20 protein-coding genes and 1 pseudogene are annotated in these 24303 nt (G+C 64.4%); 11 read left to right on the top strand and 10 right to left on the bottom strand.

Annotation, left to right across the window (positions count from 1 at the left end; all coding sequences use genetic code 11):
- Window positions 1–74: 74 nt before the first annotated feature.
- Entirely contained in the window at window positions 75–800 is a 726-nt protein-coding gene (locus HV770_RS24705) for a GntR family transcriptional regulator (RefSeq protein ID WP_175163887.1), read from the bottom strand.
- A 160-nt stretch (window positions 801–960) separates the two neighbouring features.
- Here HV770_RS24705 and HV770_RS24700 point away from each other — a divergent pair, with 160 nt between their 5' ends.
- The 4 genes from HV770_RS24700 (at window position 961) to HV770_RS24685 (ending at window position 7567) form a co-directional block, all read left to right on the top strand.
- The gene (locus tag HV770_RS24700; RefSeq protein WP_175163885.1) at window positions 961–2181 is read left to right on the top strand and encodes a pyridoxal-phosphate-dependent aminotransferase family protein; all 1221 of its coding nucleotides are present in this window, start codon (window positions 961–963) and stop codon (window positions 2179–2181) included.
- Between the two features lie 241 nt (window positions 2182–2422).
- Complete coding sequence (locus HV770_RS24695) at window positions 2423–3709, top strand: MFS transporter (protein ID WP_175163883.1); 1287 nt, start codon at window positions 2423–2425, stop codon at window positions 3707–3709.
- A gap of 39 nt (window positions 3710–3748) precedes the next feature.
- Window positions 3749–4498 (top strand): 2-keto-4-pentenoate hydratase, encoded by a 750-nt coding sequence (locus tag HV770_RS24690; protein WP_175163881.1) that lies wholly within the window; start codon window positions 3749–3751, stop codon window positions 4496–4498.
- A 48-nt stretch (window positions 4499–4546) separates the two neighbouring features.
- Window positions 4547–7567, top strand: coding sequence for an FAD-binding and (Fe-S)-binding domain-containing protein (locus HV770_RS24685; RefSeq protein ID WP_175163879.1), 3021 nt, complete (start codon window positions 4547–4549; stop codon window positions 7565–7567).
- A gap of 14 nt (window positions 7568–7581) precedes the next feature.
- Here HV770_RS24685 and HV770_RS24680 read toward each other — a convergent pair whose 3' ends face one another.
- Window positions 7582–8499 carry a helix-turn-helix domain-containing protein gene (locus HV770_RS24680; RefSeq protein WP_175163877.1) on the bottom strand — a complete coding sequence of 306 codons (918 nt, stop codon included), beginning with the start codon at window positions 8497–8499 and terminating at the stop codon, window positions 7582–7584.
- A gap of 164 nt (window positions 8500–8663) precedes the next feature.
- Here HV770_RS24680 and HV770_RS24675 point away from each other — a divergent pair, with 164 nt between their 5' ends.
- The 7 genes and pseudogenes from HV770_RS24675 (at window position 8664) to HV770_RS24645 (ending at window position 15164) form a co-directional block, all read left to right on the top strand.
- Window positions 8664–9566: a DMT family transporter gene (locus HV770_RS24675; protein WP_175163875.1), complete on the top strand. Its 903-nt coding sequence runs from the start codon at window positions 8664–8666 to the stop codon at window positions 9564–9566.
- 611 nt (window positions 9567–10177) lie between these two features.
- Window positions 10178–10894 carry an ABC transporter permease gene (locus tag HV770_RS24670; protein WP_175163873.1) on the top strand — a complete coding sequence of 239 codons (717 nt, stop codon included), beginning with the start codon at window positions 10178–10180 and terminating at the stop codon, window positions 10892–10894.
- Window positions 10891–11802 carry a glycine betaine ABC transporter substrate-binding protein gene (locus tag HV770_RS24665; protein WP_175163871.1) on the top strand — a complete coding sequence of 304 codons (912 nt, stop codon included), beginning with the start codon at window positions 10891–10893 and terminating at the stop codon, window positions 11800–11802. The genes HV770_RS24670 and HV770_RS24665 overlap by 4 nt, the downstream gene beginning before the upstream one ends.
- Window positions 11803–11815: 13 nt before the next feature.
- A complete protein-coding gene (locus HV770_RS24660; protein ID WP_121320045.1) occupies window positions 11816–12469 on the top strand; it encodes an ABC transporter permease in 654 nt (217 codons plus the stop codon).
- Window positions 12466–13653 carry an osmoprotectant ABC transporter ATP-binding protein OsmV gene (locus tag HV770_RS24655; protein WP_175163857.1) on the top strand — a complete coding sequence of 396 codons (1188 nt, stop codon included), beginning with the start codon at window positions 12466–12468 and terminating at the stop codon, window positions 13651–13653. The genes HV770_RS24660 and HV770_RS24655 overlap by 4 nt, the downstream gene beginning before the upstream one ends.
- A 35-nt stretch (window positions 13654–13688) precedes the next feature.
- Window positions 13689–14782 (top strand): annotated as a pseudogene (locus HV770_RS24650) (YncE family protein); the annotation flags it as partial.
- 124 nt (window positions 14783–14906) lie between these two features.
- Window positions 14907–15164 (top strand): hypothetical protein, encoded by a 258-nt coding sequence (locus HV770_RS24645; RefSeq protein ID WP_121320049.1) that lies wholly within the window; start codon window positions 14907–14909, stop codon window positions 15162–15164.
- 208 nt (window positions 15165–15372) lie between these two features.
- On the opposite strand, the gene HV770_RS24640 is transcribed toward HV770_RS24645, so the two are convergent.
- The 8 genes from HV770_RS24640 to HV770_RS24605 all read right to left on the bottom strand — a co-directional run bounded on the left by HV770_RS24640 (window position 15373) and on the right by HV770_RS24605 (window position 24246).
- Complete coding sequence (locus tag HV770_RS24640) at window positions 15373–16596, bottom strand: winged helix-turn-helix domain-containing protein (RefSeq protein ID WP_175163855.1); 1224 nt, start codon at window positions 16594–16596, stop codon at window positions 15373–15375.
- A 128-nt stretch (window positions 16597–16724) separates the two neighbouring features.
- Entirely contained in the window at window positions 16725–17006 is a 282-nt protein-coding gene (locus tag HV770_RS24635; RefSeq protein WP_175163853.1) for a hypothetical protein, read from the bottom strand.
- Window positions 17007–17174: 168 nt separating this feature from the next.
- Window positions 17175–18905 (bottom strand): FAD-dependent oxidoreductase, encoded by a 1731-nt coding sequence (locus tag HV770_RS24630; RefSeq protein ID WP_175163851.1) that lies wholly within the window; start codon window positions 18903–18905, stop codon window positions 17175–17177.
- A gap of 86 nt (window positions 18906–18991) precedes the next feature.
- Window positions 18992–19984: a DedA family protein/thiosulfate sulfurtransferase GlpE gene (locus HV770_RS24625; protein WP_175163849.1), complete on the bottom strand. Its 993-nt coding sequence runs from the start codon at window positions 19982–19984 to the stop codon at window positions 18992–18994.
- A 348-nt stretch (window positions 19985–20332) separates the two neighbouring features.
- The gene (locus tag HV770_RS24620; RefSeq protein ID WP_121320058.1) at window positions 20333–20584 is read right to left on the bottom strand and encodes a hypothetical protein; all 252 of its coding nucleotides are present in this window, start codon (window positions 20582–20584) and stop codon (window positions 20333–20335) included.
- 296 nt (window positions 20585–20880) lie between these two features.
- Window positions 20881–21408, bottom strand: a complete 528-nt coding sequence (locus tag HV770_RS24615) for a DinB family protein (protein WP_175164070.1) — start codon at window positions 21406–21408, stop codon at window positions 20881–20883.
- Between the two features lie 375 nt (window positions 21409–21783).
- Complete coding sequence (locus HV770_RS24610; RefSeq protein ID WP_246291141.1) at window positions 21784–23466, bottom strand: methyl-accepting chemotaxis protein; 1683 nt, start codon at window positions 23464–23466, stop codon at window positions 21784–21786.
- 378 nt (window positions 23467–23844) lie between these two features.
- A complete protein-coding gene (locus HV770_RS24605; RefSeq protein ID WP_175163847.1) occupies window positions 23845–24246 on the bottom strand; it encodes a RidA family protein in 402 nt (133 codons plus the stop codon).
- Window positions 24247–24303: the final 57 nt, after the last annotated feature.

The raw sequence follows: 24303 nt of genomic DNA, 5'->3' as shown, positions 1-24303 counted from the left end.
AGCGAACGTGATGCCGAGGTAGTAAGCATTGTCGGTGGCATGAGGCGCGACCGTGCCTGAGAAGATCACGTTGCTTAAGTATTCGACGACGACCCCGCTGCCGCTTCCTGCGACTGCACCTGCAAAACCGCATCGCGCTTGTCGAGCAAATGCTGCCGCAGAATCGCGCTCAGCTTCTTGCCGTCACGTGCTTCTAACGCCTTCAGCATTTCATCGTGATCGTGAATCGCACTGTCCCACTTCGGAATCTGAAAGTTCGAGCGGAACCTGAGCGCCTGCAAGCGCCGGTTCACCGCAATATAGGTTTGCCGCAGCGCTGAATTTCTCGCCGCCTCGTTGATCTTGTCGTGAATCGCCTGATTGCGGCTGTAGTAGCCGGGCAGATCGTTCTGCGTGCGGCACGCGAGCATCGCGTAATGGAGCGCCTTGATCTCGGCAAGCTCGGCCGCGGTCATCCGTTCGGCGGCCAGTTCGCCGGAAAACGCTTCTAGACCGCTCATCAGTTCGAAAGTCTCGCGCAACTCTGCCTCCGACATCTTCGACACCGACGCGCCCCGATTCGGCGAAATCTCGATCAGCCCTTCGGCGGCCAGCACTTTCAGCGCTTCGCGCAACGGCGTGCGCGAGATGCCGAGGGTCTCGCACAACTCCCGCTCATTCAGTTTCTTGCCCGGCTCCAGCATCCCTTCGACGATGAAGCGGCGAATGTGCTCCACCACCGTGTCGTGCAGGCGCTGACGCTCGACCTTCGGCATCAGCGTGGAAGCGGTCACGCCCGCAATGAACTCCGAATTTTGCATACAAAAACCCTCATCTCGCATGAATGGGATTTTATCGGAAGCCGCAACATTAGTTAAGAGCGCGGGTAAACACCGGCATTCACACGCAAATTTAGACTTGGGAGCGTCTTACTTCGTCTGATATAGTTTTTTGCATGCAAAATTCAATCGGAGGAGCCCCATGCTCAAGCTAGACTTTCATCCCGCTGGACGTCACTTTTTGCAGATTCCGGGTCCGAGCCCGGTGCCCGACCGCATTCTCCGCGCGATGAGCTATCCGACCATCGACCATCGCGGCCCCGAGTTCGGCGAACTCGGTTTGAAGGTGCTCGACGGCATCAAGAAGATCTTCAAGACGCAGCAGCCCGTGGTGATCTATCCGGCCTCCGGCACGGGCGCATGGGAAGCGGCGCTGTGCAACACGCTGAGTCCCGGCGATCACGTGCTGATGTACGAGACCGGCCACTTCGCGACGTTGTGGAAAAAGATGGCGGACAAGCTTGGGCTGAAGCCCGAGTTCCTCGGCTTGCCGGGCATCGAAGGCTGGCGGCGCGGGGTTCAGCCGCAGATGATCGAGGAGCGTCTGCGCGCCGACACGCAACGCACGATCAAGGCGGTGTGCGTCGTGCATAACGAAACTTCCACCGGCGTCACGTCCGACATCGCCGCCGTGCGTCGCGCGATCGATGCGGCGGGCCATCCGGCGCTGCTGCTCGTCGACACGATCTCGGGCCTCGCATGCGCCGACTACCGCCACGACGAGTGGGGCGTCGATGTCACCGTGTCGGGCTCGCAAAAGGGCTTGATGCTGCCGCCCGGCATCAGCTTCAACGCGATCTCGCCGAAAGCGCTGGCCGCCAGCAAGCACGCGACACTGCCGCGCAGTTTCTGGGACTGGAGCGAAATCCTCGAAATGAACGAGACCGGCTACTGGCCGTACACGCCGAACACGAATTTGCTCTACGGCCTGCACGAAGCGCTGGAGATGATTCTCGGCGAAGGGCTCGACAACGTGTTCGCGCGTCACGAGCGTCTCGCCGAAGCGACCCGCCGCGCGGTGCGCGCATGGGGCCTGGAGATCCAGTGCGCGGACCCGGCCGTGTACAGCCCGGTGCTGACCGGCGTGATGATGCCCGACGGCGTCGACGCCGACGCCGTGCGCAAGCTCATCTACGAACGCTTCGACATGTCGCTTGGGACGGGTCTCGGCAAGATGAAAGGCCGCATGTTCCGCATCGGCCACCTCGGCGATTGCAACGACCTGATGCTGCTCGCCACGCTGGCCGGCTGTGAGATGGGTCTACGGCTCGCGGGTGTGGGCCTCAAGGAAAGCGGTCTGCCTGCCGCTATGGAGTGGCTGAGCCAGCCGGCCGCGTCCGCGGGTTTGAAAGCGGCGGCCTGAATTGCGCCGGGCGGCCCTGCCTGGCACCGGCAATAGACGCCGGCCCATCAGCCCTAAAAGAGAACAAGCGAGAAAGGCAGCAAGGGAGGGCAGGGAGCCCTCTCTTCGAGAACTCGGCCAGCCGTGCATAGAACGCGGCCTGAACAACATGCAATGCGTCCGCGGCAGCGCGAGCGGCTGACGGTCAACGACGTGGCGCGCCGCTCGGGCGCGCCGTCGATACATGCCATGGAGAGAGACGATGAAGCGGTTTCGTGTGACCAGTGCGACCAGTATCGTTCTAGTGATGCTATGCATCATGTACTTCATCACTTACCTTGACCGCGTGAACGTCAGCACGGCGGCCGCGGGTTTCGGCAAGGAATTCCAGCTTTCGCATACGCAGGTCGGCCTCGTGTTTTCGGCCTTCGCCTATCCGTATCTGCTGTTTCAGGTGATCGGCGGCTGGGTGAGCGACCGCTTCGGCGCGAAACGCACGCTGCTGTTTTGTGGCGCGATCTGGGGCGTCGCCACCGTGCTGACCGGTTTCGCCGGCGGCCTGGCTTCGTTGCTGGCCGCGCGCGTGCTGCTCGGTTTCGGCGAGGGCGCCACGTTTCCCGCCGCGACCTCGGCGATGTCGCGCTGGGTCGCGAAGGAAAAGCGCGGCTTTGCGCAGGGCATCACACACGCGGCGTCGCGCGTCGGCAATGCGGTGGCGCCCGCGCTGATCGTGCTGGTGATGGCGACCTGGGGCTGGCGCGAATCCTTCTACATCTGCGGCGCGCTCAGCCTGCTGTGGGTCGTCGTGTGGGCGCTCACCTTCACCGAACATCCGAAGGATCATCCGCGCATCACGTCCGAAGAACTCGCGGTGCTACCCGCGCCGAAGCCCAAAGCGGCCGGCGTGCCGTGGACCAAGCTGTTTCGTCGCATGACGCCGGTCACGATCGTGTACTTCTGCTACGGCTGGACGCTGTGGCTGTTCCTGAGCTGGATTCCGCTCTACTTCCTGCACAACCACCATCTGCAATTGAAGAAGTCGGCGATCTTCGCCTCCGTGGTGTTCTTCGCCGGTGTGCTCGGCGATACGCTCGGCGGCCTCGTGACCGACTGGATCTTCAAGCGCACGGGCAGTCTGAAGCGCGCGCGTAGCTGGATGGTGTCGGTCTGCATGCTGTTCTGCCTGCTCTCGCTGATTCCGTTGATGTTCACGCACAACCTGGTGCTGTCGATCGCGTGTCTTGCCTCGGGCTTCTTCTTCGCCGAAATGACGATCGGTCCGATGTGGGCGATTCCGATGGATATCGCGCCGGAATTCGCGGGCACCGCGAGCGGCATGATGAACACGGGCTCGGCACTGGCGGCGATCATCTCGCCGGTGGTCGGCGGCTTTCTGATCGACTACTTCGGCAACTGGAATTTGCCGTTCGTCGGCAGCATGCTGTTGATGGCCCTTGGCGTCGTGCTTGCGTTCCGCATGCAGCCGGAAAGCAGATTCGCTCTCGACCAGGCGGACAACTCGCACGTCCCGACCCACATCGGCGCGTAAGCGCAAAGCGCCGTCTCCACTCAGTTCGCGATGAAAGACATGACCACCTCACTCAGCCGGTGTCTTGCCGAGGCACGCCGCGACGGGCTCACGCTCGACACGTTGCCGCCGGAGCAGATACCCTCCGACGCCGATGCGGCGTACGCGATCCAGCACGACATGCTGGGCATCCAAGGCGCACGGATCGGCGGCTGGAAAATCGGCGCGAAGTCCGCGAGCGGTCCGATCCAGGGCGCGCCGCTGCCGGCCGCCGATCTGCATGTCGACGGCGCGCGTTTGGCGCGTGCAGGCTTCGCGCCGCTCGGGCTCGAACTGGAAGTCGCCTTTCGCTTCGGCCGCCGCTTCGAGCCGTCCCCGACGCCTTACAGCGAAGACGAAGTGATGGCGGGCATCGGTTCCATCGGCGCGACCATTGAAATCGTTGCGAGCCGCTATGCCGCGTGGCCCGACGTCGACAAGCTCGCGCAACTCGCGGATTTGCAGAATCACGGCGCGTTGATCGTCGGCGAGTTTACGTCGTATCGCGAGGACTTTCCGTTCGTCGCGCCATCGCTGCGTTTCAGTTTCGACGGACAAGACGTGGTCGACACGACGCCTGCGAATCCGGCCGGCGATCCCCGGCGCTTGCTGACGTGGCTAGTCAATCACGCGCGTTCGCGCGGCATCGCGGTGACGCCGGAGATGGTCGTGACCGCCGGTTCGTACTCCGGCATGTTTTTCCCGCGTCACGCGGGCACGGCGAGCGGGCGCATCGAAGGGCTCGCGCCGGTCAGCGTGACGTTGTACTAGGCGGCTTCGCCTGTTTACCAGTCTCCTGCATTTCCACGAGCCGACGATATGACGAACCCCACCTCCGCTTTACTCGTCAAGCCGATTCATCTGGTTCCCTCCACCGCGCGCCTGACGAGTCCGCTCGCGCAGTTGCTGCGCAAGTCGCTGCGGGGCGACGTGCTGTTCGATGCGGCGAGTCGCGGCCGTTACGCGACCGATGCGTCGATCTATCAGATCACGCCGGTCGGCGTGGTGGTGCCGCGCGATCAGGACGATCTGCGCGTCGCGCTGGAGATCGCCCGCAGCGAGAAAGTGCCTCTGCTCGCGCGCGGCGCGGGCACGAGCCAATGCGGCCAGACGGTCGGCGAAGCGCTGGTGATCGACACGAGCAAGTGGCTGAACAACATCGTCGCGTTCGATGCGCAAGCGCGCACCGTCACCGTCGAGCCCGGCGTCGTGCTCGATCATCTGAACGCGTGGCTCAAGCCGCACGGGCTGTGGTTTCCGGTGGACGTGTCGACGGCCGCGCAATGCACGATCGGCGGAATGGCCGGCAACAACTCGTGCGGCTCGCGCTCCATCGAATACGGCAACATGGTGCACAACGTCGAGGCGATCGACGCGATTCTCGCCGACGGCAGCGAAGCGCGTTTCGCGTCGCTGCGCGAGACGCCGCAAGGCGCGCGATTGCAGCAGATTCTCGACGGCGTGACGCGCATCGCCCAGCGCGAGCGCGACGAAATCGTCGCGCGCGTGCCGAAGGTGTTGCGGCGCGTGGCGGGATATAACATCGACCTGTTCGATTGCCAGAATCCGCGCGCCTATACCGATGACGGCTTCGCGAATCTCGCGCATCTGCTGGTCGGCTCGGAAGGCACGCTCGCCTTCAGTCGGCAATTGACGCTGAAGCTCGCACCGTTGCCCGCGCATAAAACGCTGGGCGTGGTCAATTTCCCGACGTTCCGGCAATCGATGGAGTTGACGCAGCACATCGTCAAGCTGAAGCCGGTCGCGGTGGAACTGGTCGATCGCACGATGATCGATCTGGCAATGAGCAATCCTGCGTTTCGTCCGGTGATCAGCAAGGCGCTCGTCGATGAGCCGCAAGCGATCCTGCTCGTGGAGTTCGCGGGCGAGGACCGCGACGCGCAACTCGCATCGCTCAGGCAGCTCTCGGAACTGATGGCCGATCTGGGCCTGCCTGGTTCGGTCGTCGAGATGCCGGACGCGAACGAACAGAAAGCGTTGTGGGAAGTCCGCAAGGCCGGGCTCAACATCATGATGAGCATGAAGGGCGACGGCAAGCCGGTTTCCTTCATCGAAGACTGCGCAGTGCCGCTCGAACATCTGGCCGACTATACGAGCCGCCTGACCGAGGTGTTTCATCGGCACGGCACGGAAGGCACCTGGTATGCGCACGCGAGCGTCGGCACGCTGCACGTGCGGCCGATTCTCGACATGCGGCGCGACGGCGCGGTGAAGATGCGCGCGATCGCCGACGAAGCGGCCGCACTCGTGCGCGAATACAAGGGCGCGTATTCGGGCGAACATGGCGACGGTTTGTGCCGTGGCGAATGGGTCGCGTGGCAGTACGGGCCGCGGCTGAATCAGGCGTTCAGCGAGATCAAGGCGCTGTTCGATCCCGACAACCGCTTCAATCCGGACAAGATCGTGCGTCCGCCGAAGATGGACGACCCGCGCCATTTCCGCTTCGCGCCGGGCTACAAGGAGCAGCGCATCCACACGGCGCTCGACTGGTCGGCATGGAACGTCGAACGCGATCCGCTGACCGGCGCGCAGTCCCTGCCCGGCAGCGGCAACGATCTGTCCGGCGGTCTCGCGAAGGCCGTCGAGATGTGCAACAACAACGGCCACTGCCGCAAGTTCGACGCGGGCACGATGTGTCCGAGCTACCGCGTGACGAAGGACGAGCAGCACGTCACGCGCGGACGCGCGAACACGTTGCGCCTCGCGATCTCGGGTCAACTCGGCGAAGCGGGTCTCGCGAGCGACGACGTCAAGGACACGCTCGATCTGTGCGTGTCGTGCAAGGGTTGCAAGCGCGATTGCCCGACCGGCGTCGACATGGCGAAGTTCAAGATCGAGGCCCGGGCAGCGCGCGTCAAGCGGCATGGGCTGCGTCTGCGTGACAGGCTGGTTGCCTTCATGCCGCGCTATGCGGCCACCGCGAGCCGCATGCCGGGTCTGATGGCGCTGGCCGATAACGTGCCGGTGTTGTCGGCGTGGTTCAAGCGTTCCGTGGGCTTTGCGCCTGAACGCAGTTTGCCCCGCTTCAGGAAGTCGTTTCTGTCGAATGCCGTGCCGGGCAAAGCGGTTCGAAGCGGCGCCCTGAAAGAGGTGCTGCTGTTCGTCGACACGTTCAACAACAACATGGAGCCGGACAACGCGCGCGCCGCGCAGCAAGTGCTGGAGGCCGCCGGTTATACGGTGCATTTCAATACGCGCCAGGGCGAGCGGCCGGTGTGCTGCGGCCGCACGTTCCTCGCAGCGGGTCTCGTCGATGAAGCGAAACGGGAAGCGCGGCGCATGCTCGATCTGTTCAGGCCGTTCGTGGAGCGGGGCGTGCCGATCGTCGGGTTGGAACCTTCATGCCTGCTTTCGTTGCGCGACGAGTTTCTGCACTACGGTTTCGGCGTGGAAGCGCAGCGGCTGTCGCAGCAGGCGTTTCTATTCGAAGAGTTTCTCGTGCGCGAAGAAAAGGCGGGCCGCTTGCAGCTTGCGTTGAAGCCGTTGGCCGCGCAACAGGCGCTGGTGCACGGTCATTGCCATCAGAAGGCGTTCGATGCGTTCACGCCCGTGCAGACCGTGCTCAAGTGGATTCCGCAGCTGAAGGTATCGACGGTGGAGTCGTCGTGCTGCGGCATGGCCGGCAGCTTCGGCTACGAAGCCGAGCATTATGCGACGTCGCAGGCAATGGCGGAATTGTCGCTGCTGCCGGCGGTGCGCACGATCGACGGCAATACGGTGATGGTCGCGGACGGCACGAGCTGCCGGCATCAGATTCACGATGGCGCGGGCGTCGATGCAATCCACGTCGCGCGAGTGCTGGCGATGGCGTTGCAGTAACGCCGGCCCTTGGCTCACACGCCGACGGCCTGCCGGAACGCAGTAGGCGCCACGCCGACGCTTTCGCGAAAGCGGTGGCTGAAATGGCTGGCGTTCGCATAGCCGCATTGTTCGGCGACCTGGGCGAGCGGCAGCGTCGTCGTGCGCAGCAGCGCGCGGGCGCGTTCGAGCCGCTGCTGCGCGATCCATGCAGCAGGTGGCAGTCCGAACGATGCGCGGAACATGCGCGCGAGATGAAACTCCGACAACGCCGCGACGCCGGCAAGTTCGCCGAGCGTGAGCGTCTGCGCGAGATGGCCTTCGATGTAGTCGCGCAGCCGCCGCCGCGTCGCCACCGACAACCCGCCTTTGAACGACGCGTCGCTGCGACGCACGCCTTGTGAACGCAGCAGCAGACTCAGCACTTCGTGCGCGGTCTCGTTGGTGCGCAGCAGCCCGTCGGGGTTCTGCCAGTCTTCGTTGACGAGCGATTGGCACAGGCTGGCGATACCAGCGTCTTCGAAATAAGTGCGATCGGCGAGCGTCAGTTCGCGCGGCTCGCGGTCGAGTTCCTGAACGGCGCGCTGAGTGAAGTGCTCGGGCTGGAAGTACAGGTGCATGAAGTGCATGTGCCCGCGCACCCACCAGCGCGATTCGTGTTCGCCGGGCAGCGCGCACAAGCGCGACGGCGCGCCATAGCGGCCGGGCATTTTCTGCCGCTCGGTGCGATAGCCGCCATCCAGATAGCACGACAGCGTGTGATGGCCGGGCCGTTCGTACACGGTTTCGCTTTCCTCCGTGTCGCGCGTCCAGACGGCGATGGCGAGCCGGTCGCCGAGCCACGCGAAGCGGTCCAGATGCGCGTGCGCACTGCTCAGCGTGTGACAGACCGACTGAAGGCCGAACGGCGTGTCGGTGGCGGGTATCACGGGGACGGGCGGAGTGGCGTTCACGGCAACCGAGCGGACGGCATTCAATGGTGGGATCAGCGAGTATACGGCGAGCCCCGTGCAGCCGCTCATCGACACGCAAAAATGCGCAATCCTGGACAAGTGCGGGCGGCCGCGCGGCAGCATAGTCGAGCTTCCTTTCAGACTTCGCTGTTGCAGGCTCGACTATGAATCTTCTGCTTTACGCCGTCACGGTTCTGATCTGGGGCACCACGTGGCTCGCGATCAAGTGGCAACTCGGTTCGGTGCCGCCGCCGGTATCGATTGCGTGGCGTTTCTGGATCGCGGCGCTGTTGCTGTTCGCGCTGCTGCGCATCATGCGCCGGCCGATCTGGCCGCCGCGCGCCGCATGGCGCTTTCTGTTCGCGCAGGGCTTTACGCTCTTCTGCCTGAATTTTCTGTGCTTTTACTACGCCGAGCAGGTCGTGCCGAGCGGCCTGGTGGCGGTGGTGTTTTCCATCGCGCCGCTGCTGAACTCGATCAACGGACGCCTCTTCATGGGCCGGCCGCTGCAGCCTACGGCGATTGCCGGCGCATTGCTGGGACTCGTCGGCATTCTGTGCCTGTTCGTCCAGCAGATGGCCGGACACCTCGGCGATCGCGCCGAGTTGATCGGACTTGGGATCGCATTTCTCGGCACCTTGTGTTTCTCGACCGGCAGCCTGTTGTCGAGCCGGATGCAGTCGATGGGCTTGCACCCATTCGCCACCAATAGCTGGGCGATGCTGATCGGCGCCAGCATCCTGACGCTGGGGAGTTGGTTAGCGGGCTTTTCGTTCGCCGTCGAGCCGTCCGTGCGTTACCTCGGCGCGCTGGCGTATCTCGCGGTGTTCGGCTCGGTGATCGGATTTACGGCGTACCTGATGCTGGTCGGGCGCATGGGCCCCGAGCGGGCCGCGTACTGCACGGTGCTGTTTCCGATCGTGGCGCTGGCGGCATCGACGGTGTTCGAGGGCTATCAGTGGTCCGCGCTGGCGGTGGTCGGGCTGTTGCTGGTGGTTGCCGGCAATTTGGTGGCCTTTGATCTCACGCGGCGGATTTTTGTGCGGCGCACGGAGGCGGGATCATGATGTAGCGTGTCGCCGTCAGCGTCGTCTGGCGCGATGCCGAACCGCCTTCGGGCGGCCGCGCCGGCCGCCGTGCGATGAGTTTCAGGTGAGTATTTTCGGGAGGCAAAAAAGGCGGCTCAAACGCTTGCTGGTGAGCCTTTTCGGGAGGCCATTGTCTGTCCGGCAAAGCGCCGCGCTGCCCACGAATTAATCACATGGGTAGACGAAGCCCTCTAACCACCGTATAATCGCCGCTCCCTAACCGTGAAATCGCAGCTAAATAGCTTACGTTAGAAGGGGTTGCATGCAAACTAGCGGTACGTTGCATCCATCCCGTCACCGGTGAAAAAACCGGTCTTCCAAAGGGGCTCGCGCCCTTGGGACAAGCGGCTCAGCGCCGCCGTCCACCTCATCGATGGAACTGGCGCCAGTGTTGCTGCTGGCTAGCCACCGAGGTCATTAAGCAGTTCACCGCCCAACACCCTCGCGCCGGGCAACCAACCCACGCCCGGCACCACTCGGTTCAATTCGCGGCACCTGCCGCGTCCCGAACTTCCCATTCGCAGCGCCGTCAAGGCGCCTGTGCGGCGCGGCAATTTTCGCGCGTCGCCCGAACAAGGAGGCGCATCGTCATGATTCATCGTCCTGCCAGACTGATTGGCAGTCTTGTAGCCATCGGCATCGTCGTCGCGTTGCTGTGCCGTGCGATCGACCCCGCCGCACTGCATCAGTACGCGCCCGATCTCGTCTACTACACGAAACGGCACCTGCTGCTGGTCGGCTACTCGATGGCCCTTGCATTGCTCGTGGGCATACCTGCCGGCGTCTTGCTGAGCCGTCCGTCGTTCGCGCGTCACGCTGAACGCTTCATGCAGATCTTCAACATCGGCAACACGATTCCGTCGTTGGCGGTGCTGGCCATCGCCCTCGGCATCTTCGGGATCGGCGATATTCCGGCGCTGGTCGCGCTGTTCCTCGCTTCCTTGCTGCCGATCACGCGCAATGCGTACGAAGGCATGAAGAACGTTTCGCCCGCGCTGCGCGAGGCGGCGCGCGGCATCGGCATGACGGGTTGGCAGTCGCTCGTGCGCGTCGAATTGCCGAACGCGATGCCGATCATCATCGGCGGTGTGCGCACGGCGCTGGCGATCAACGTGGGCAGCGCGCCGCTCGCGTATCTGATCGGCGCGGACAGTCTCGGCACGCTGATTTTCCCCGGCATTTATCTGAACAATCAGCAGCAGCTTTTGCTCGGCGCCGCGGCCACCGCGATTCTCGCGCTGGTGCTGGACGGCATCGTCTCGGCCGGCAGCCGGTATCTGCTCGCACGACGTGGGGTGGCGGCATGATCAATCTGTTCAAACGCAGCGGCTGGCGATCCAGCCGTTGGATCGCAGCCGGCGCAATGCTCGTTGCGAGCCTTCAGGCGAGCGCGGCGACGCTCGTGATCGGTGGAAAAAATTTCACCGAGCAGTACGTTCTGACCGAGATCACCTCGCAATACCTGCAATCGAAGGGCTACACGATCGATGCGCGCACCGGCCTCGGCAGCACGTTGTTGCGCAGCGCGCAGGAAAACGGTCAGGTCGACGTGGTATGGGAATACACCGGCACGGCGGCCATCGTCTACAACAAGATCACCGAGAAGCTCGATCCGAAGACGATGTACGAGCGCGTCAAGGAGCTCGACGCGAAACGCGGCCTGATCTGGCTCGATGCTTCGCCGCTGAACAACACGTATGCGCTCGGCCTGCCGCAGGAGCTCGCGCAGCAAACCGGCATCCGCACGATTTCGCAACTAGCCGCGAAGATCGCGGCGGAGCCGAAAAAGAAGCACGTGTTCGCGATGGACGCGGAGTTCGCCAATCGCCCGGATGGGCTGAAGCCGCTCGAAGCGGCCTACGGCATGGAGTTCAGCCGCGCGGAAACGCGCCAGATGGACCCGGGCCTCGTCTACACCGCGCTGCATAACAACCAGGTGCCGATCGGCCTAATCTACACGACGGACGGCCGCGTGAAGGGCTTCAACATCATGCCGCTCGAAGACGATCGCCACTACTTCCCCGCCTACAACGCGACACCCGTGGTGCGCAAAGCGATCCTCGACCAGAACCCGCAACTCGCGACGCAGTTGAACGCGCTGTCCAACGCGCTGAACAACGACGTCATGCTCGAGATGAACAAGCAGGTCGACATCGACGGTAAGCCGGTGCGTGAAGTCGCGGCGGAATTCCTGCGCACGCACAAGCTGCCCTGAGCGGAGACCTTTTATGACTGTATTCGACTATCTATCGGCCAATTGGCCTGAACTGCTGCAACTGACCGCGCAACACGTGTGGCTGGTGGGGATCGCGGTGGGCTGCGCGATCGTCGTCGGGGTTCCGTTGGGGATCCTGATCAATCGCCACGAGTGGCTTGCCGCACCGTTGCTGAGCATTGCCACCGTGGTGCTGACCTTGCCGTCGATCGCGCTGTTCGGTTTGATGATTCCGGTATTTTCGCGCTTCGGCCAGGGCATCGGCGCCGTGCCGGCGATCACCGCCGTGTTCCTCTATTCGCTGCTGCCGATCATGCGCAACACCTACCTCGCGCTGCGCAACGTCGACGCAGGCATCAAGGAAGCCGGCATCGGTATCGGCATGACCGTGTGGCAACGGTTGCGCCTCGTCGATCTGCCCCTCGCGGTGCCCGTGATTCTCGGCGGCGTGAGGACGGCCGTGGTGATGAACATCGGCGTGATGACGATTGCCGCGGTGATCGGCGCGGGCGGCCTCGGCACGCTGATCATCCGTGCGATCGGCCAGAGCAACATGATGAAACTGTTGGTGGGAGCGGTGCTCGTGAGCTTGCTCGCGATCGTCGCCGACCTGCTGCTGCAAGCGCTGCAACGCCTGCTGACACCGAAGGGAGTGCAAAAGACATGATCGAACTCGACAAACTGACAAAGACGTTTACGCAGAAGGACGGCCAGCAGGTCAAGGCTGTCGACTCGGTGAGCCTGACGGTCGGCGAAGGGGAAATCTGCGTGTTTCTCGGCCCGTCGGGGTGCGGCAAGACCACGACGCTGAAGATGATCAACCGTCTGATCGCGCCGACTTCGGGCCGCGTGCTGATCAACGGTGAAGACACTTCCGGTCTGAACGAAGTCGAATTGCGCCGCCACATCGGCTATGTGATCCAGCAGATCGGCCTGTTCCCGAACATGACGATCGAGGAGAACATCACCGTCGTGCCGCGTCTGCTCGGCTGGGACAAGAAGCGCTGCCGCGAGCGGGCCGTGGAGCTGATGTCGATGGTCGCGCTCGATCCGAAGCTATATCTGAAGCGCTATCCGCGCGAATTGTCGGGTGGACAGCAGCAGCGCATCGGCGTGATCCGCGCGCTGGCCGCCGATCCCCCGGTGCTGCTGATGGACGAGCCGTTCGGCGCGGTCGACCCGATCAATCGCGAGTCGATTCAGAACGAGTTCTTCCAGATGCAGCGTCAATTGAAAAAGACGGTGATCATGGTGAGCCACGACATCGACGAGGCGATCAAGCTCGGCGATCGTGTCGCGGTGTTCCGCCGGGGGCAGTTGGTGCAGTACGATCATCCGGATACGCTGCTCGCGCATCCACGTGATGAGTTCGTCGGCGCGTTCGTTGGGCAGGACAGCACGTTGAAGCGCCTGTTGCTGGTTAAGGCCGGCGACGCCGCCACGCAGCCGGAAACGGCTCGCGCCGATACGCCGGTGGCGCGAGCGTTCCAGATGATGGATGACAGCGACAATCGCTATCTGACCATCGTCGACGACAACCGGCAGGCGCTCGGCTACGTGACGCGCCGTGCGGCGCGCGCGGGGCAAGGCGTGTGCGGCGATCATCTCACCCCGTTCAAGGCGACGGTCAGCGCCGATGAGCATTTGCGCATCGTGCTGTCGAAGATGTATCAGTTCAACTCGTCATGGATGCCGGTGCTGGATGGTGAGGGCCGCTATGTCGGTGAAGTCACGCAAGACTCCATCGCGGATTATCTGAGCTCCGGACGGTCGCGTCGCCAGACGGGACAACCGGCGATCGTGTCGCCTGCCGTCGTCGCTGCGGAAGCGGCGGCTGCCGCGCATTCGTAATGCGCTCGCGCCGTAAAGCAGTAATGCTGTAACACTATCCGCCGGCCAGCCAGACCAGGTACTGCATCACGCACCGCACGCTTGCGAATCGGGCGACCGGCGCGCCGTTCGGCGGCAGCATCGGCAACAGCGCGAATGCGACGAAGAACAGTTTCCTACCGGTGCAAACGGTGACGACGGGCACCGACGCGAGCGTCCGCGGCCTCGCCGCCACCGACACAGAACTGTACGTGGCCGATACCTACGGCAACCGGATCGTAGTGTACGACGCGGCGTCGATGCAGCCTTTGCGCTCGTGGAGCGTGCCTTCGCCGGGACGCATCGCAGTGGACACCGACTCGACGCTCTGGGTGCCGAGCGGAATTTCATCCGGAAACCTAACTATCGCTTCGATGCGGCGCATGACGAAATGGTGATTCCCTCCGGCCGCTCGCGCAAAATTCACAGCCGAGTTCGTGGCGCGCCGGACAACCGACTTACGGCGAATGGCCGTGGCGCGACAGCAGTGGCAACGGCGCAGTCGACGCCAGCGAAATCAGCAGTAATCCTTCGACCGGCAGCACGGTCGGCAATGGCTTATGGTGGGTCGATTCGCCGGGCAACGTCTGGCTCGCCACGCCGTTGAGCGGCATCCGCGAGATGCCGTTGCAAGGCTTCGACGCCGCGGGCAATCCGGTCTACACCTATGCGAGTTCGAGCATGTTCGCGATGCCGCAGCCGTTCACGCGGCTTGCGCGGCTCGTGTATGTCGCGCAAACCGACACACGATGTACCTGTCCCGGTGCTCGCGCGCCACGACAACTGGAGCTCCGGCACGCCGACGCAACCATACGCGATCTCGCTGCCGTGGAATATCCAGAGCAATCCGCAGACGACCACGGTCGCCGTCGCCGTGGCGGGCAATGACATCTTCGTCGCGCAGCTATACACGGCGAAGGTGGATGTGTACGACGCGCGCACGGGCCAGGCAGTCTGCTACATGACGCCGGTTGCGAGCGTCGGCAACACGAGCGGCTGGGTGGACGTCTATCTCGACATCAGCGCGGCGCGGCGCGAGAACGGCGAGTACGTGGTCCTGCTGAAAGACGACGTCCGCGCGAAAATCCTGATGTATCGATGGACGCCTTGACGTGGATCGCGCTCGGCCCGATCACGAATAGACGGCGGCGCGCGATCGGTATATAACAACACGAAAGGATGGCTTGTTCACCGGCGCATCTTCATCGACGTATCAACAGGAGCGATGTTCCATCATGACTCAAGACGCTTCGCCTGAGCCGCCCACTGGCAATCGGCCCGACCTCGACAGCCTCGATGCAGCGCTCAGTCACGTGGATCAGCAGGTATCGTCCGGTGGCATTGCCTCGGGCGCGGCGAGAGGCATTCTGTACAGCCTGATCGAAACGCTCGGCACGTTGGTGGGCGATCCCGATCTGCCAGAGCACGCGCGTTCGGGTTACGAAGGGCTGCTGGAAGCGGCTCGCGAATTGCGCGCGAAGCTGGATCGCTGAAGCAGAGCGCGCCGCCGTTGCATGCGGGCGGCGGCATGTCCACGCTGCACGCTACCCGACAGCAATCCAGTCTCCCGCGATAAAAACTTGCGCTGTTAAAAGCTGCGCTATTTCCACCATTGCGCCTTTCTCAGGTTCTCTGCGAGTGTTTTCCCTGTCGCTCGCATGGACGGCGCTGCATCGAGCGTGCGTTCGCGCCGTGGTGGGGTCACGCTTTCGCATCGCTGTCGGCGCTCAATGCTTCGAGCCAATCCGGCGGCGCCGAGGTGATAGCGAGTCGTGGCGTGCCGTGCCACTCGGCGCAACGTTGCAACGCGCGGCGCAGATCGCCCGCAAGCCGGGCGCTCAGACGCACGCCCGGTTCGACGTGCAGCGACTTCAGTTCGAAGATGCCTTGAGCCCGATGCGCCTTCGCATCCACGCGACCGACCAGGCGGCCCCGGCTTAGTAGCGGCAACACGAAGTAGCCGTATTTGCGCTTCGCGGCGGGCGTATAGCATTCGATCACATAGTCGAAATCGAACAGCGCGGCGGCGCGCTTGCGATCCCACACTACTGGATCGAACGGTGACAGCACTGTCGTGACCGTCGATGCGAGCTTGCCGCTCGCCGCGTCGTCGAGCAGCGGCGCGAAGTCACGATGGACGAATGTGTCCTGTTTCCAGCTTTCCACTTTTACGGGAATCAGTTCGCCCGCGTCGGCGAGCGCATGCAACTCGTCGCGATAGGGACGGCGCGGCAGCCGGTAGTAATCGGCGACCCAATCGGCACGCGCGACGCCGAGCGAGCGGCAGGTACGGCGCAGCACTTCGGTGGTAACGCTGTGGGCCGGCGGCAGATCGCGGGCGTCGTCCCAACCCGGCAACACGCGCTCGGTCAGGTCGTAGACGCGATGAAAATTGCGGCGCTCCGCGACCATCAACTGGCCGATCGCGAACAGCACCTCCAGATGACGCTTCTGCGGCTTCCAGTCCCACCAGCCGTTACTCGTGCCGTTCTCGCGAACGAAATCCGCCGAGCGTACCGGGCCCGTCGCGCGGATCTGTGCGAGCAGCGTTTCGATGTCCTCGCGATGCTGCTCGTGCCATTCGGCGGCATATTTCCAGCCCATGCCGCTCGGATCGAGCATGCGATGGCGCAGCAGACCGTAATCTTCGATCGGCACGAAACAGGCCTCGTGCGACCAGTACTCGAACAGTTTGCCTTCGGCGAGATGTTCGTCGAGCCATTGCGGCGGATACGCGCCGAGCCGGCTGAACAGCACGAGATAGGGGCTGCGCGCGACCACGTGAATCGTGTCGATCTGCAATTGCGCCATGCGTCGAATCGTGTCCAGCACATCGGCCTTGACGGCCTTGCGACGCGGCGGCGTCAGCAAACCTTGCGCGGCCAGATGGAGGGTGCGGGCTGCGGGGAGCGGCAGAGTCTTCACGCGGGAGTCGGTCAGTGTGACTGCGAAGAGAGCGGGCAGGCGGCCCGGCCTGGATCAGCAGCCGCTACTGTAGCGTGAATACGGAGGATGAATCGAAGTGGGCGCGAACCGCGCTGCGCCTGCCGACCTTACCAGCCGCGCCCGTGATGCCGCTCCCAGCCGCGATGGCGGCCGTGGTCGTGATGCCAGCCGCGGCCGCGATAGTAATCGCCCCGGTAGCCGTACCCGTAGACCGGCTGCGGCGCGTAGACGACCGGCGGCGGTGGCGGTGCATACATGACTGGCGGCGCGGCATACACCGGGCCCGGCGTATTGACGAACACGCCGACGTCCACCCGCGCCAGCGCGGCAGTCGATGCGCAGGCGGCGCTCAGGCCGATGGCGGCGAATACGATCGCGCGTTTGATCATGCGAATCTCCATTGCGAAAGAGCCGGCCATTCACTGTCGAATGGCTGACATCCATCTTACGAAATGGGGAGATGCGCAGGTGCAACGAGTTGAAGACGTGTGTAACAGCAGGTTACCCACCGCAGCCTTGCACGCCTGACGGCGTGAAGGCTCGGCAGATTGCGCCGCTCAGGCGCCCAGCGCGAGCGCTTCAGCGGCGGACACGGCCAGCAGTTGATGGATTTGTGCGACCACCGCCGCGCCTTCCCCGACCGCCGCGGCGACCCGCTTGGTCGAGCCGGCGCGCGCGTCGCCGATCGCGTACACACCTTCGACCGTGGTTCCGAGATCGCAGGTCGTCGCCGCGCCATCCGCGCTGGTGCCGGTCAGCACGAAGCCCTTGGCGTCGAGTTGCACGCCGCAGGTGCGCAGCCAGTCGGTGTTCGGATCGGCGCCGGTGAAGAGGAACAGATGCCGGGTGTCGAAGTGATCGACACCGTCGGGCAGCGGCTTTTTCAGGCCGACGGAGACCAGCCCGCTTTCGTCGGCTTCGAGGCGGCCGATCTCCGAATTCGGATGCACGAACACGTTCGGCAGCGAGCGGATGCGATCAATCAGATAGCGCGACATAGTGGCTTCAAAACCGCTTCGGCGGATCAGCACGTGGACCTTGGCCGCGTGCGTCGCCAGATAGACGATCGCCTGGCCGGCCGAATTGCCGCCGCCCACCAGCACGATTTCCTGGCGCTTGCAGAGCTTGGCTTCGACCGGCGAGGCCCAGTAGTAGACGCCGCGTCCGTCGAAGCGGTCGAGACCTTCGAGTGCCGGCCGCCGATACACCGCACCGCTTGCGATCACGATCGCGCGCGCGGTGATATGGCCGCCGCACTTCAGTTCCAGCCGATACGGCGATTTCGCGCAATCGAGCGCCTTCACATGGACCGGAATCGCGACATGCGCGCCGAACTTCTGCGCCTGCACGAACGCGCGGCCCGCGAGCGCCTGGCCGGAGATGCCGGTCGGAAAGCCCAGGTAGTTTTCGATCCGCGAACTGGCGCCGGCCTGACCGCCGGGCGCGCGGCTGTCCAGCACGATCACCGACAGGCCTTCCGACGCCGCATACACCGCGGTCGCCAAGCCTGCCGGCCCGGCGCCGACGATCGCGACGTCGTAGACATGCGAGTCGTCGAGGTCGGGCAGCAGGCCGAGGCAGGTGGCGAGTTCCGGCATGCTCGGATGACGCAGCACCGAGCCATCCGGACAGATCACAAGGGGCATGTCTTCCCGCTGCGCAGCGAACTGCTCGATCAGGCGCAACGCGTCTTCGTCGCGTTCGTCGATCACCGAGTGCGGATGGCCGTTGCGCGACAGAAAGCCTTGCAACATGACGAGCCGCGCGTCGCTGCTATTGCCGATCAGGATCGGGCCGCCCGCGCCCTTTTCGATTAGCGACACGCGCCGCAGGATCAGCGCGCGCATGATGCGCTCGCCGAGTTCGGCCTCGGCGACGAGCAGTGCACGCAGCCCCTGAGGCGGAATCAGCAGCGCTTCGACGCAGACGAGCGCGAGGCCGTTCACCAGCGCGGGCCGTCCCGACAACTGACCGACCTCGGCAAGAAAATGCCCCGGACCATGTTCGCCGATTACCACTTCGCGCCCGATGCCGTCGCGCTGATAGACCTTCACGCGTCCTTCGAGCAGCACGAACATGCCGGGGCCGGTGTGGCCGGTCTCGAACATCAGTTCGCCGGCCTTCCAATGGCCAATCTCGCCGAACCGGCGCAGGCGGTCGATTTCCGCGCAGGTGAGTTGGGGGAACATCTGGTGCATGCGTGTCGAGAGCGACGAAAACGGCGCGTCGGCGACTACCGCTTGTTGTCCTTCAACGTCTTGAATCGGAACTTCTTGAATCGAAAGCATTGAACCGCTCCTTCGGTGTTCGTTGATAGAGCGAACGGGAGGCGCAGCGGTGCACCGCTGCGCCGAGGCGGCGCTGTCCAGCCGGGCTAGACGGCCTTCGGCTCGATGTCGTCGATCGCCGCTTCGGGTGGCGGCATGTCGCGCAGCGCTTCGACCGGCTTGCCCGAATCGCGCCAGGCTTCCATGCCGCCGCGCAGCGGCAGCACATCGGAGAAGCCGGCCTCGTTGAGTTGCTTGGCCATCCATGCCGCGGAAATCTCGTTCGGGCAGGAACAGTAGATCACCAGTTTCTCATCGTGCGGATAGGTCGCGACGATCTCGTCGAGTTGCCGCTCATCCGCGAATTTCGAGCCGGGAATAACGAACGGGTCGAGCTTGCGCTTTTCGTTCGAACGGATGTCGAACAGCACCGGCATCTTGCCGGCCGCGAACAGGTTGGCGAGTTCGTCGACTTCGATGCGCGCGGCCGCGAGCTTCGAAATCAGCTGGCGCCGCCGGATCCACCGGTAAGCCGCGTACGCCAACAGCAGCGCGACGGCGACCAGCGCCGCCGTGCGGCCGAGCCGCCCGGCGATCACGAACAGCATGTCGATCTGCCGCGCGAACAATGCGCCGACGATCAGCCCCGTGCCGGACCACAACGCGGCGCCAATGCTGTCGTACGTGAGAAAGGTTCGGTAGCGCGTGCCCATTGCGCCGGCCATCGGAATCGACACGATCGACAGGCCCGGCACGAACTTGGCCACGGCCAGCACGCGCACGCCCCAGCGGCCGAAAAAGCGCTCGGTCTTCTTCACGCAGGTGTCACGCGACAGCGACAGCCGGCAGATGGTCTTCAGCGTATTGCCGCCGTAGACGCGGCCGGCGAGATACCACGCGCTGTCGCCGATCAGCGTAGCGAATATCGACAGAATCAGAACCGGCAGCAATTGCGTGCCCACCGAGCCCGGATGCATTGCAGCCATTGCGCCGAACAGCACGAGCGACGGCATCGCCGGCACCGGCAGCCCAAGAGAGGCGGCCAGCACGTTGGCGAAGACGAGCGCCGGCCCATATTGCTCGACGAGATCATGTAGCATCGACTTACATCCGCGACCCTTGCGGGCGCGGCGCAGGAAAGGAAAGCAAAGGGGAATGCAGGGATTATGGACGCATTTTCAAGGCGTGCAAACGGCTTGAAAATATGCCCGATATCCGGGTGTGGATTGCGTGCGGGCCGCGCGCCGATGGTCTGGCGCGCGCATTAGCGGCGCGAGCGGAACAATGGGAAAAGAACGAGGCTCGCGCGGCATGCCAAGGCGCGAGTCAGTGTCACCGAACGTGGGGAGTCTCGGCCCCCGACACACCCGCATTACTCCGGTTGGTGAACCGGCTACCACGGACAACACGCGGCATGCGCGCGCGAGCGCCATGCCGCGCACATCAGTTCATTGGCGATGGTTGTGCTGTTCGCCCGGCAATTCGGCGCCATGCGCGCGGATCGCGGCAATCAGCTCGGCCGGCGTGATTTCGTAGCGTACTTCGCGGTGTATGCCCGGCTTGCGCTCGTCGACCTCGACCAGAAGAATGCCTTTGCCGTCTTCTGTCGATTCGAGGCGCAGCGAGCGCAGTTCGCGAGCCGTTGCGTCGTCGTATTCGGTGAGCAGGGCCATTGACCCGGAGGACCCGGTGATGCGCATCGAGGTTGTCCTTAATCCGTTGTTGATCGAGCCATTGTACGGGCAGGGTGGCGTGCCGTCTGTCGCGCGATGGTCACGCTTGCGTGGCGGCTCGTGCGCCTACGTGCTAGCCGGATGCCGCAGCGCGTTGCCTGGCGCGGTTCGCCGGACAGCGCATGCCGTGACAGCCAAGCGTGGTGTTCAGTTTAACGCGACTCACCGCTACGACGGATGCATTTTTCGTGCCCCGTGGCGGTGCGATCCTTCTCACTGACTGTCATGCTGCTGACGCACGCCCCGGCTAAAGGCGGGGCGTGCTAGCGCGGCCCGCGCAGCCGCTCCAGCTCGTGCAGCTCGGCGGCGCGCAGCGGGGCGTCGGCGGCGAGAAAAAACTCGTCGAGTTGCGGCGGTGCGGCCAGAGTGCCGCTCAGCATCGCATGAACTTGCCCGCGATGATGAATCTGATGGACAAACAGGTGCGGCAGCACAGCCCCGATGATTTCACGCTGGATGCCCACCGATGGGCCGCGGTCGATCCGCACGTCGCGTTGCAGATCGCCATCGGCGAGCGACTCGCAGAAGACGAGCAGCCGCTGATCGCTCCGCGCTTGTGCATCGAACAGGTCGGCTGCGCGCGGATAAGGCAATTCGTTGTCGAAAATGGTGAGCCCTTCGCCGCCGTCGGTCAGGGCGTCGAAGTAATACCGGTCCACCAGCAGGATGTGATTCAGCGTGAGTTGCAGCGACGGGAAGAAGCTCACTCTGCGCTCGGCGAACGCTGCGTCGGTCAAGCTGAGGCAGGCGCGGTAAAGGCGCAGATTCGACCACGCGTTGTTGCGCGCCATCGCGGCAAAATGCGCGGCGAGCGGATTGGCGTGTGCCGGCTCGGAAGGAGTCACGTCGGCCTCCCATGACGGAAAGAGTCGAAAGGCGAACTCCAGTGTGAGCGGAGCATCGGCGCGCGGCAAGTCCCGAGCGGCTCCCGTATTCCCTCACCGTTCAGTCGCCGCGTCGCCGCGTCGGGCGGGCAACAGCGTATCGCAGACGCTTCAATAAGCCCGGGCGACCCGCCCGGCGCAAAAAAATAGCCCGTCCCGAATGGGGCGGGCCATTGAACGCCGTTGTTACTCGGGTCAGTCTGCCCTTGCAACGATGGGTGCTGACGGTGTCATCCTCATGCGCCAATAGTAGGCTGTCGAGGTGGGAGTAACGCCGATCTATCAGACCAATGTCGCTTCTTCGCGCTCGATGTCGAGCGCGTTTGCCTGAACGCCAGGCACGGCGCGGCGCGTGATGCGGGGCGCCGCGCGGCGCGGTCCGCTCGCCGCGCGCGGCGTGGGCGCAGCCTCGGCGACCGTGAACAGACGCACCGCTTCATCGAGCACGTCGGCCTGTTCCGCGAGACGTTGCGCGGTAGCCGCTGCCTGCTCGACGAGCGCCGCGTTCTGCTGGGTGGCGCCGTCCAGATGCGAGACCGCCTGATTGACCTGGCGAATCCCCTCGGCCTGTTCGCTGCTCGCATTGGCCACTTCGACGATGATCGACGACACGCGGCCCACCGCCTCGTCGATCGCCCGCATCTGCGAAGTGGTGCGTGCGACCAGCTCTGTGCCCGCGGCCACTTCGCTCGCGCTCGCTTCGACCACTGACTTGATTTCCTTCGACGACGCCGCGCAGCGTTGCGCGAGCATCCGCACTTCACCCGCGACGACCGCGAACGAGCGGCCCGCTTCGCCCGCGCGCGCGGCTTCGACGGCGGCGTTCAGCGCGAGGATGTTGGTCTGGAACGCGATGCCGTCGATCACGCCGGTGATGTCGGCGATGCGCCGCGACGCCTCGGTGATGCCGGCCATGGTCTGCTCGACCTGACCTGCGATCCGGCCGCCTTCGGCCGCCGCCGCCTGGGCGTCACGCGCCAGATCGAGCGCGCGTCCACTGGCGTCGGCGTTGGCTTGCACGGTGGTGGTCAACTCGTCCATGGTGGCGGCGGTTTCTTCGAGCGACGCTGCCTGCAACTCGGTGCGGCGCGCGAGATCGACGTTGCCGCTGGAGATTTCGCGCGCGTTGTCGAGCATGCCGGTGATCTGCGCGCGCACGTCGTAGACGATCGCCGCGAGATTGGCTTTCAACTGGTTCAACGCCTGCAGGACGTCGCCGAGATCGTCGTGACGCGCGATTTGCAGATCGACGGTCAGGTCGCCAGCGGCGAGGCGGGCCGCAAAACCCGACATGTCGTCGATCGGCGCGGCGAGCTGGCGTGTGAGCACGCGCCACGACAGGACGCTGATCGCCGTGGCGACGCCGAACGCGATCCAGAAGGGCGCGGGCGGTGTGCCTTGCCATGCGGTGAGACCGGTCAGCAGCAACGCGAGCGGTGTGAACGCGTAGCCGGCAGCCGCGCGGGTCGCAACCGGCAGACGCATCAGCGCCTGCAAACGTCCGGCGAGGCCGGTGCGCACCACGACGCCCCGGCGCAACGCCACGCCGCGTGTTTCGCCCGAGCGCATGCGCGCATACAACGTTTCGGCGGCGCGTACCGCTTCACGCTCTGGCTTCACGCGTACGCTCAGATAGCCGACCACCGCGCCGTTTTCGACCACCGGCGTGACGTTGGCGCGAACCCAGTAGTGATCGCCGTTCTTCCGGCGGTTCTTGACGAGAGCGGTCCACGGACGGCCTTCGCGGATCGTCGTCCACATGTCGGCGAAGGCTTCGCGCGGCATGTCCGGATGGCGGATCAGGTTGTGCGGCTCGCCGATCAGCTCGTCGCGCGTAAAGCCGGACACGGCGATGAAGGCCGGATTGCAGTACTGGATGCGGCCGCCCAGATCGGTCGCCGAGACAAGCATGTGGGACGACGGGAATTCGTACTCGTGCCCGGTGACAGGCTGATTGTTGCGCATGGATTTCCTTGCTGATGCTGACGCGCGTCGACGCGGTGCTTACATGAGTGCAAGGAGTAACGGCAATTAACCCTGCGAGCTTGAGGGTCTCCCACTAAACCACTCAGGTTTATCGAGCATGTAGCCGTTAATGCAGGGTTATTTGATAGCGGCGAAGTCGCTCTCGAAAATGCCGGCGGGAGAGGCGTGGCGGGATGGGCGCGCGTTTCGCCGAGCCGGCCTTCAGCGCTGGCGCGGATGGCCCGCGCGACGACGGCCGGCGCGAGCGCGGCTTCGCGGGTAGGACGCGAAACGGCTGTCGCCGGCCGGGCGCGGCTCACTGGCGGCGGCGTCGCCCGCGACTGCCTGCATGACATTCGCGGCCGCCGCCAATTGGGCTCAGCCCGGCCGTTTCACGACGAAGTCGATCTCGACCAGCGCATCGCGCGCGAGCGCGGTGACGCCGATGCAGGTCCGGGCGGGCAGCGCGTCGGCGGGAAAGTAGGCGCGGTAGATCGCGTTCATCGACGCGTAGTCGCGTTTGAATTCGGTCAGAAAAATGCGCGCGGCGACCACGTGCTGCAAGCCGAGGTCGAGGCCTTGCAGCACCAGCACGAGGTTGTCCATCACGCGGCGCGTTTGCGCGACGACGCCGTCCGGCAAGGGCGCATCGTCGTCGGTGGGCGAGGTCGGCATCTGGCCGGTGACGAACACCCAGCCGTCGGCTTCGGTGGCGTGGGAGAAAGGCCCGACGGGCGTCGGGGCCTGCGGGATCATCCAGAAGGTGGGGCTCGAGGTCATGGGAAGGGGCGGTGTAGCGTGTCGTTGATTGTCGAAACGCTACGCTAACCGACCAAA

The sequence above is a fragment of the Paraburkholderia fynbosensis genome (assembly GCF_902859935.1).
In the GTDB taxonomy this organism is placed as follows: domain Bacteria; phylum Pseudomonadota; class Gammaproteobacteria; order Burkholderiales; family Burkholderiaceae; genus Paraburkholderia; species Paraburkholderia fynbosensis.
The sequence above is the reverse complement of the archived record's forward strand: the minus strand, read 5'-3'. Positions and strand labels throughout refer to the sequence as shown.

What these genes read in the sequence shown, in the direction of transcription:
- HV770_RS24705 (WP_175163887.1), bottom strand. Translation starts at nt 800, where the DNA reads ATGCAAAATTCGGAGTTCATTGCGGGCGTGACCGCTTCCACGCTGATG.
- HV770_RS24700 (WP_175163885.1), top strand. Translation starts at nt 961, where the DNA reads ATGCTCAAGCTAGACTTTCATCCCGCTGGACGTCACTTTTTGCAGATT.
- HV770_RS24695 (WP_175163883.1), top strand. Translation starts at nt 2,423, where the DNA reads ATGAAGCGGTTTCGTGTGACCAGTGCGACCAGTATCGTTCTAGTGATG.
- HV770_RS24690 (WP_175163881.1), top strand. Translation starts at nt 3,749, where the DNA reads ATGACCACCTCACTCAGCCGGTGTCTTGCCGAGGCACGCCGCGACGGG.
- HV770_RS24685 (WP_175163879.1), top strand. Translation starts at nt 4,547, where the DNA reads ATGACGAACCCCACCTCCGCTTTACTCGTCAAGCCGATTCATCTGGTT.
- HV770_RS24675 (WP_175163875.1), top strand. Translation starts at nt 8,664, where the DNA reads ATGAATCTTCTGCTTTACGCCGTCACGGTTCTGATCTGGGGCACCACG.
- HV770_RS24670 (WP_175163873.1), top strand. Translation starts at nt 10,178, where the DNA reads ATGATTCATCGTCCTGCCAGACTGATTGGCAGTCTTGTAGCCATCGGC.
- HV770_RS24665 (WP_175163871.1), top strand. Translation starts at nt 10,891, where the DNA reads ATGATCAATCTGTTCAAACGCAGCGGCTGGCGATCCAGCCGTTGGATC.
- HV770_RS24660 (WP_121320045.1), top strand. Translation starts at nt 11,816, where the DNA reads ATGACTGTATTCGACTATCTATCGGCCAATTGGCCTGAACTGCTGCAA.
- HV770_RS24655 (WP_175163857.1), top strand. Translation starts at nt 12,466, where the DNA reads ATGATCGAACTCGACAAACTGACAAAGACGTTTACGCAGAAGGACGGC.
- HV770_RS24645 (WP_121320049.1), top strand. Translation starts at nt 14,907, where the DNA reads ATGACTCAAGACGCTTCGCCTGAGCCGCCCACTGGCAATCGGCCCGAC.
- HV770_RS24635 (WP_175163853.1), bottom strand. Translation starts at nt 17,006, where the DNA reads ATGATCAAACGCGCGATCGTATTCGCCGCCATCGGCCTGAGCGCCGCC.
- HV770_RS24630 (WP_175163851.1), bottom strand. Translation starts at nt 18,905, where the DNA reads ATGCTTTCGATTCAAGAAGTTCCGATTCAAGACGTTGAAGGACAACAA.
- HV770_RS24625 (WP_175163849.1), bottom strand. Translation starts at nt 19,984, where the DNA reads ATGCTACATGATCTCGTCGAGCAATATGGGCCGGCGCTCGTCTTCGCC.
- HV770_RS24620 (WP_121320058.1), bottom strand. Translation starts at nt 20,584, where the DNA reads ATGCGCATCACCGGGTCCTCCGGGTCAATGGCCCTGCTCACCGAATAC.
- HV770_RS24615 (WP_175164070.1), bottom strand. Translation starts at nt 21,408, where the DNA reads ATGGCGCGCAACAACGCGTGGTCGAATCTGCGCCTTTACCGCGCCTGC.
- HV770_RS24610 (WP_246291141.1), bottom strand. Translation starts at nt 23,466, where the DNA reads ATGCGCAACAATCAGCCTGTCACCGGGCACGAGTACGAATTCCCGTCG.
- HV770_RS24605 (WP_175163847.1), bottom strand. Translation starts at nt 24,246, where the DNA reads ATGACCTCGAGCCCCACCTTCTGGATGATCCCGCAGGCCCCGACGCCC.